The organism is Actinomadura miaoliensis, from assembly GCF_039536785.1.
Taxonomy (GTDB): domain Bacteria; phylum Actinomycetota; class Actinomycetes; order Streptosporangiales; family Streptosporangiaceae; genus Spirillospora; species Spirillospora miaoliensis.
Genome location: NZ_BAAAZG010000047.1, coordinates 433,027 through 439,423 on the forward strand (window position 1 = coordinate 433,027; position 6,397 = coordinate 439,423).

The window sequence follows — 6,397 nt, forward strand, 5'->3', positions numbered from 1 at the left end:
GTGGCCGCACCGAACGAACTTCACGCGGCCACCGGCTCACTCATGTCCGCGCCCCGCCCCGTCAGGGGGACGAGGAGACCGGTCCGGCGCCGCCCCGAGGCGGGCCGATGACCAGCGAAATGGCCGCGGACGCGAAAAGGCGGCCGGGGGAACACCGTCCCGGCCGCCCCGTGCCGCAACCGGGTCAGGTCTCCTCGGTGCGGCGGGCTTGTTTGCGCTGGGCCTTCTCGGCCTTGGCCGCGGCCTTCTCGGCCGCCTTCTCCATGCGTTCCAGCTCCTTGCGGCGGCGCTTGGGGTCCAGGGACGGGCGCGGTTCCAGGCCGGACAGGCCGTTCCACGCCAGGTTGACCAGATGCGCGGCGACCTCCTCGCGCCGGGGCTTGCGCACGTCCAGCCACCACTGCCCGATCAGCGCCACCATGCCGACCAGCATCTGGGCGTACATCGGCGCGTTCTTGTCGTCGTATCCGTGCCGGTCGAACTCACGGGCGAGGACGTACTCGACCTCGCCCGCGATCTCGCTGAGCAGGCTGGCGAAACTGCCGGTCCCGGTGCCGCCGTGCGAGTCGCGCACCAGGATGCGGAACCCGTCGGGGTTCTCCTCGATGTAGGCCAGCAGCGCCAGCGCCGCCTTCTCCAGCTTGCTGCGGTAGTGGATGGCCGAGGTCAGCGCCTCGGTGACCAGAGCGAGCAGTTTCTCGAACTCCCGGTCCACCACGACCGCGTAGAGCCCTTCCTTCCCGCCGAAGTGCTCGTACACGACCGGCTTGGACACGCCCGCGGCGCCGGCGATCTCCTCGACCGAGGTGCCGTCGAGGCCGCGCTCGGCGAACAGCGTGCGCCCGATGGTGAGCAGCTGCTCCCGTCGTTCCTTTCCGGTCATGCGCTTGCGTCTCGACCGGGGGGCAGGTTCAGTCACACTGCCAATTGTCTCGCTCAGGCTGCCTGCTTCGTTCGCTTGGCCGCCAGCCGCTCGTCGTTGGGCCAGCGGACGTCGTAGGCCCAGCCGAGCTTCTCGAACAGCCAGATGATCCGGGCGCTGATGTCGATCTGCCCCTTCAGCACGCCGTGCCGGGCGCAGGTGGGGTCGGAGTGGTGCAGGTTGTGCCAGGACTCGCCCAGCGACGGGATGGCCAGCCACCACACGTTGCGGGACTTGTCGCGGACCTCGAAGTCCTCCTTGCCGAACACGTGGCAGATCGAGTTGATCGACCAGGTGACGTGGTGGACCATCGTGATGCGCACCAGCCCGGCCCAGAAGAAGGCGGTCAGCGCGCCCTGCCAGGACATGGTGAGCAGGCCGCCGAGCGCGGCGGGCAGCAGCATCGACACGGCGACCACCGCCGGGAAGAAGCGGTGCACCCGCATCACGTCCTCGTCGCGCAGCAGGTCCTTGGTGAAGCGCTCCTTGGAGGTGCGGTTGCCGTCGAACAGCCAGCCGTAGTGCGCCCAGGCCAGGCCCTTGAGCAGGGCCTTCCAGTCGCTGCCGAACCGCCACGGCGAGTGCGGGTCGAACTCCTTGTCGGAGTGCTTGTGGTGGCGCCGGTGGTCGGCCACCCACGTGATGACCGGGCCCTCCATGGCCAGGCTGCCGGACAGCGCCAGCGCGATCTTCAGCCCGCGGCGCGCCTTGAACGAGCCGTGGGTGAAGTACCGGTGGTAGCCGACGGTGATGCCGGCGGCGGAGATGAAGTAGAAGACGGCGGCCAGCGCCACGTCCGTCCACCCCAGGAAGCTGCCCCAGGCCAGCGGGACGGCGGCGAACAGGGCGAGGAACGGGACGCCGGTGAACACCGCGACGAGGACCCGTTCGAACGTCCCCTGCGGCTCCGGCTCGATCTCGGGACGGGGCTCTCGGCGAGGAGGATCGAGGACGGGGGCTGTAGTCATGCGGTCACCACTTCCTGCAACTCGGGTCTGCCGTACCTACGCCACCGTAACCTACGCTGGCGTAAGTTGGACAGGCCCGATTCGTAAAATCGGTGGGAATCTGTCTCAGCGGTCACAAAATTCACGCCGGGTCAGCGGGCCGCGCACCGTCCGGTGCTCCCGGGACTGGACGCGGAGCCCGTTCACAGCCCCTTCCCGCACGAACGCGCGACACCGCCGCGAAGTTCGCCGCCCGGCCCCCTTGCCGGGGCGGACGTCTGTCACGTGCTCGTCTCCGGCCGCCCTAAACCACCATCCTGGAGTGGCATGGGACGCATGCGGCGTGTCCAGGCAAGTCCGCACGGACGAAGAAGTTCCCCCCGAACGCGCCCGGGGGCGGGGAAATAGAGGTGGGCCCCTGTGGGGGGAGTCGGTATCGTTAGGCCCGGCGAACCGGCGCCCTGCCACAGGGACGGCCGGGTTCGGCCGGTCCCGGGTCGTCTAGGGGCAGGACTACTGATTTTGGTTCAGTCAACGGAGGTTCGAATCCTCCCCCGGGAGCTCGATCGTCGTGACGCGGACGCGGCGGCGGAACACACCCGTCCCGCCGGTCCGGCGATACGCCCTACCTGGTAACGGGCCCGGAACGACGTGCCGCCCCCGGGGTGACAGAAGACGGACGGGCGGTATCCTTCCGGTGTCGGGTGAGCCGCGGCCTGCCGCCTGCCCCCCTTTCGGGCAGGTCGCCAGCCTGTTGGACATCTCCATACGGTTGCGCCCGCGCCGAGTTCTTTAACCGCGATGCCGAGGAGCCTCCCAGTGAGCGCTAGCCGCCCGGCTGCCGTCATCGTCCTCGCCGCGGGCGAGGGCACCCGGATGAAGTCCCGTACCGCGAAGGTCCTGCACGAGCTGGGCGGACGCACCATGCTCGGCCACGTGCTGGCCGCCGCGGGCGAGCTGGACCCCGAACGGCTGATCGTGGTCGTCGGGCACCGCCGGGAGCAGGTCATCGCCCATCTGGAGCGGGGCTGGCCCAAGGCCGAGGCGGTCGTCCAGGAGCGGCGGGGCGGCACCGGGCACGCGGTCCGCACCGTCCTGGAGCAGGTCGGCGAGCTGCGCGGCACCGTGGTCGTCACCAACGGCGACCACCCGCTGCTGCGCGGCGACACGCTCGCCGCGATGGTGCGCACCCACGAGGACGAGGGCAACGCCGTCACCGTCCTGACCACCGAGATCCCCGACCCCGCCGGCTACGGACGCATCATGCGGGCCGCCGACGGCTCGGTCACCGCGATCGTCGAGCACAAGGACGCCACCGACGAGCAGCGCGCGGTCCGCGAGATCAACGTCGGCATGTACGCCTTCGACGGGACGCTGCTGGGCGACGCGCTCAAGCGGGTCACCACCGACAACGCCGGCGGCGAGGAGTACCTGACCGACGTGGTGGCGATCCTGCGCGGCGACGGCCACCGCGCCGGGGCGCACCTGACCCCCGACTGGGTGCAGACCCAGGGCGTCAACGACCGCGTCCAGCTCGCGCAGGCGCGGCGGCAGCTCAACGACCGGCTGCTGGAGGCGCACATGCGGGCCGGGGTCACCATCGTCGACCCGGCCACCACGTGGATCGACGTGGACGTGACCATCGAGCCGGACGCCGAGATCCTCCCCGGCACCCAGCTGCACGGCCGCACCCACCTCGCCGAGGGCGCGCGGGTCGGCCCGGGCTGCACGCTCACCGACACGCGGGTCGGCGCGGACGCCACCGTGGTCAACGCGGTGTGCGTCGAGGCCGAGATCGGCCCGCAGGCGTCGGTCGGCCCCTACGCCTACCTGCGGCCCGGCACGCGGCTGGCGCGCAAGGCCAAGGCCGGCACGTATGTTGAGATGAAGAACGCCCAGGTCGGCGAGGGGTCGAAGGTGCCGCACCTGACCTACGTCGGCGACGCCGAGATCGGGCAGGGCTGCAACATCGGCGCCAGCACCGTGTTCGTCAACTACGACGGCGTCAGCAAGCATCGCACCGTGGTCGGCGACCACGCGCGGGTCGGCAGCGACACCATGCTCGTCGCGCCGGTCACCGTCGGGGACGGCGCCTACACCGCCGCCGGCTCGGTGATCGTGCAGGACGTGCCGCCGGGGGCGATGGCGGTCGCCCGCGGGCGGCAGCGCAACATCGAGGGCTGGGTGGAGCGCCGGCGTCCGGGCACGCCCGCCGCCGAGGCGGCCCGCCACGCCAGGGAACGGGAAGCCGTCGACGAGGACGGCCGCGACGCCCAGTGACGGCCGAGAGGCCGGGGTGAGGGCCCGCGAGGCCGGGTGATGGCCGAGAGGCCGAATGAGAGCCGCCGTCCGGTGCCGTCCGGACGGCGGACGGGCGGGGCGTGCGCGCCCCGCCGCCAACAGCGTCCGCCGGTCGACGAGGAGGTCCGTCGGCGGAGCGTGGGCACGTCCAGCCGCGTGCCCGCGAGTCACGGCTCATCGGCCGGGTCCCTCCGGTCGGCGGGCGGGTGGGGGTCGTCCCCATGCACAACGACAGAAGATGCCCCGCGAAACCGCCGAACCCGGTTCTTTCGGCGTGCGGGGAGTGGGGACAACACCCACGTAAGAACAATCCATTGAGGGGGAGTTGTCAGAGGTGAGTGGGATCATGGCGAGCGGCCAGAAGAAGCTGATGCTCTTCAGCGGCCGAGCCCACCCGGACCTGGCCAAGGAAGTAGCCGACAACCTCCACGTCGAGCTCACGCCGACCTCGGCGTACGACTTCGCCAACGGTGAGACGTTCGTGCGCTTCCTGGAGTCGGTCCGTGGCTCGGACGCCTTCGTGATCCAGAGTCACACGGCTCCCATCAATCAGTGGATCATGGAGCAGCTGATCATGGTGGACGCGCTGAAGCGGGCGTCCGCCAAGCGGATCACCGTGGTGGCCCCGTTCTTCGGCTACGCCCGCCAGGACAAGAAGCACCGCGGCCGCGAGCCGATCTCGGCCCGGCTGATGGCCGACCTGTTCAAGACCGCCGGCGCGCACCGTCTGATCACCGTCGACCTGCACACCGCGCAGATCCAGGGCTTCTTCGACGGGCCCGTCGACCATCTGTTCGCGCTGGACCTGCTGGCCTCGCACTTCGAGAAGCGGCTGGACCTGTCGCAGGTCACCGTGGTCGCGCCGGACGCGGGCCGGGTGCGGGTGACCGAGCGGTGGAGCGACCGGCTGGGCGGCGTGCCGATGGCGATCATCCACAAGAAGCGCGACCCGGACGTGGCCAACGAGGTCAAGGTGTTCGACGTGGTCGGCGAGGTGGAGGGCCGCACCTGCGTGGTGGTGGACGACATGATCGACACCGGCGGCACCATCGTGAAGGCGGCCGACGCGCTGTTCGACCACGGCGCCACCCGCGTCGTCGTGGCCGCCACGCACGGCGTGCTGTCGGGTCCGGCGGTGGACCGGCTGAAGAACTCGCGCATCTCCGAGGTCGTGCTGACCAACACGCTGCCGATCCCGGAGGAGAAGCAGTTCGACAAGCTGACCGTGCTGTCCATCGCCCCGCTGGTGGCCCGCGCCATCAATGAGGTGTTCAGCGACGGCTCGGTGACCAGCCTCTTCGGCGGCCACAGCTGACCGGCGGTCCGGGAACGGGCGCCCTCTGGGCGCTCGGGCGGTCGCGCATCGGCTAAACTCGGGGAACCTGCGTAAGCCCCGGGTCGTTCAGTGCGGCTCCGCGTCGGACACCCGCTCCCCGGGGTACGCAAAGAGTCTTCGAGGCGCCCGACGCATCGAGCAACCGCCTGATCGCTTTGTCCGTAGCGGACGTCCGTGACCGGACGGCCGTGGATCGCAAGAACGAGGAGTTTTCGCCGTGTCCGAGGTACGCATCGCCGCCGAGCCGCGCACCGAGTTCGGTAAGGGGGCCGCACGGCGCGCCCGCCGGGCCGGCAGGGTGCCCGCCGTCCTCTACGGCCACGGCACCGCCCCGCAGCACATCTCGCTGCCCGGGCACGAGCTGATGCTCGCGCTCAAGACCCCGAACGTGCTGCTGCGCGTCGAGGGCCTGAACGGCGGCAGCGAGCTGGCCCTGCCCAAGGACGTGCAGCGGGACCCGATCAAGGGTTTCCTGGAGCACGTCGACCTGCTGCTGGTCACGCGCGGTGAGAAGGTCACCGTCGAGATCCCGGTGAACGTCGTCGGCGACGTCGTGGCCGGCGGCCGGGTCGCGCAGGAGGTCGTGCAGCTGTCCGTGGAGGCCGAGGCCACGCACATCCCCGAGGCCGTGGACGTCGACGTCACCGGCCTGGAGGTGGACACGCAGGTCCTGGCCAAGGACCTCAAGCTGCCGTCCGGGGCGTCGCTGGCCACCGACGAGGAGACGCTGATCCTGCAGATCAGCGACGCCTCCGCGTCCACCGCTCCGGCCGCGGAGGCCGCGGCCGAGGAGGGCGCCGAGGCGGAGGCCGCGCCCGCCGCCGAGTCGGCCGAGTAGTTCCCGCCGAGCGCGCGTCGCCGCGCGCGGCACGTTACTGTCGACGGCCCCCG

5 protein-coding genes and 1 tRNA gene are annotated in these 6,397 nt (G+C 70.9%); 4 read left to right on the forward strand and 2 right to left on the reverse strand.

Going from position 1 to position 6,397, the window contains the following annotated elements; all coding sequences use genetic code 11:
* Positions 1-184: 184 nt before the first annotated feature.
* Positions 185-919 carry a TetR/AcrR family transcriptional regulator gene (locus ABD811_RS31225; RefSeq protein ID WP_344954925.1) on the reverse strand — a complete coding sequence of 245 codons (735 nt, stop codon included), beginning with the start codon at positions 917-919 and terminating at the stop codon, positions 185-187.
* A 17-nt stretch (positions 920-936) separates the two neighbouring features.
* Positions 937-1,890: an acyl-CoA desaturase gene (locus tag ABD811_RS31230; RefSeq protein WP_344954927.1), complete on the reverse strand. Its 954-nt coding sequence runs from the start codon at positions 1,888-1,890 to the stop codon at positions 937-939.
* A gap of 469 nt (positions 1,891-2,359) precedes the next feature.
* Between ABD811_RS31230 and ABD811_RS31235 the strand changes: the two genes are divergently transcribed.
* From ABD811_RS31235 to ABD811_RS31250, 4 genes are all read left to right on the forward strand, one after another.
* Positions 2,360-2,430: transfer RNA gene (locus ABD811_RS31235), tRNA-Gln, on the forward strand.
* Positions 2,431-2,688: 258 nt separating this feature from the next.
* Positions 2,689-4,149 carry a bifunctional UDP-N-acetylglucosamine diphosphorylase/glucosamine-1-phosphate N-acetyltransferase GlmU gene (glmU, locus tag ABD811_RS31240; RefSeq protein ID WP_344954929.1) on the forward strand — a complete coding sequence of 487 codons (1,461 nt, stop codon included), beginning with the start codon at positions 2,689-2,691 and terminating at the stop codon, positions 4,147-4,149.
* 367 nt (positions 4,150-4,516) lie between these two features.
* Positions 4,517-5,485 carry a ribose-phosphate diphosphokinase gene (locus tag ABD811_RS31245; protein WP_425549480.1) on the forward strand — a complete coding sequence of 323 codons (969 nt, stop codon included), beginning with the start codon at positions 4,517-4,519 and terminating at the stop codon, positions 5,483-5,485.
* Between the two features lie 238 nt (positions 5,486-5,723).
* On the forward strand, positions 5,724-6,344 hold the full coding sequence (locus tag ABD811_RS31250; protein ID WP_344954933.1) for a 50S ribosomal protein L25/general stress protein Ctc: 621 nt from the start codon (positions 5,724-5,726) through the stop codon (positions 6,342-6,344).
* The last annotated feature ends 53 nt before the right edge of the window (positions 6,345-6,397 follow it).

Excerpts from the sequence above, each read along its gene's own strand:
- ABD811_RS31230 (WP_344954927.1), bottom strand. The coding sequence starts at position 1,890 with ATGACTACAGCCCCCGTCCTCGATCCTCCTCGCCGAGAGCCCCGTCCC.
- ABD811_RS31245 (WP_425549480.1), top strand. The coding sequence starts at position 4,517 with ATGGCGAGCGGCCAGAAGAAGCTGATGCTCTTCAGCGGCCGAGCCCAC.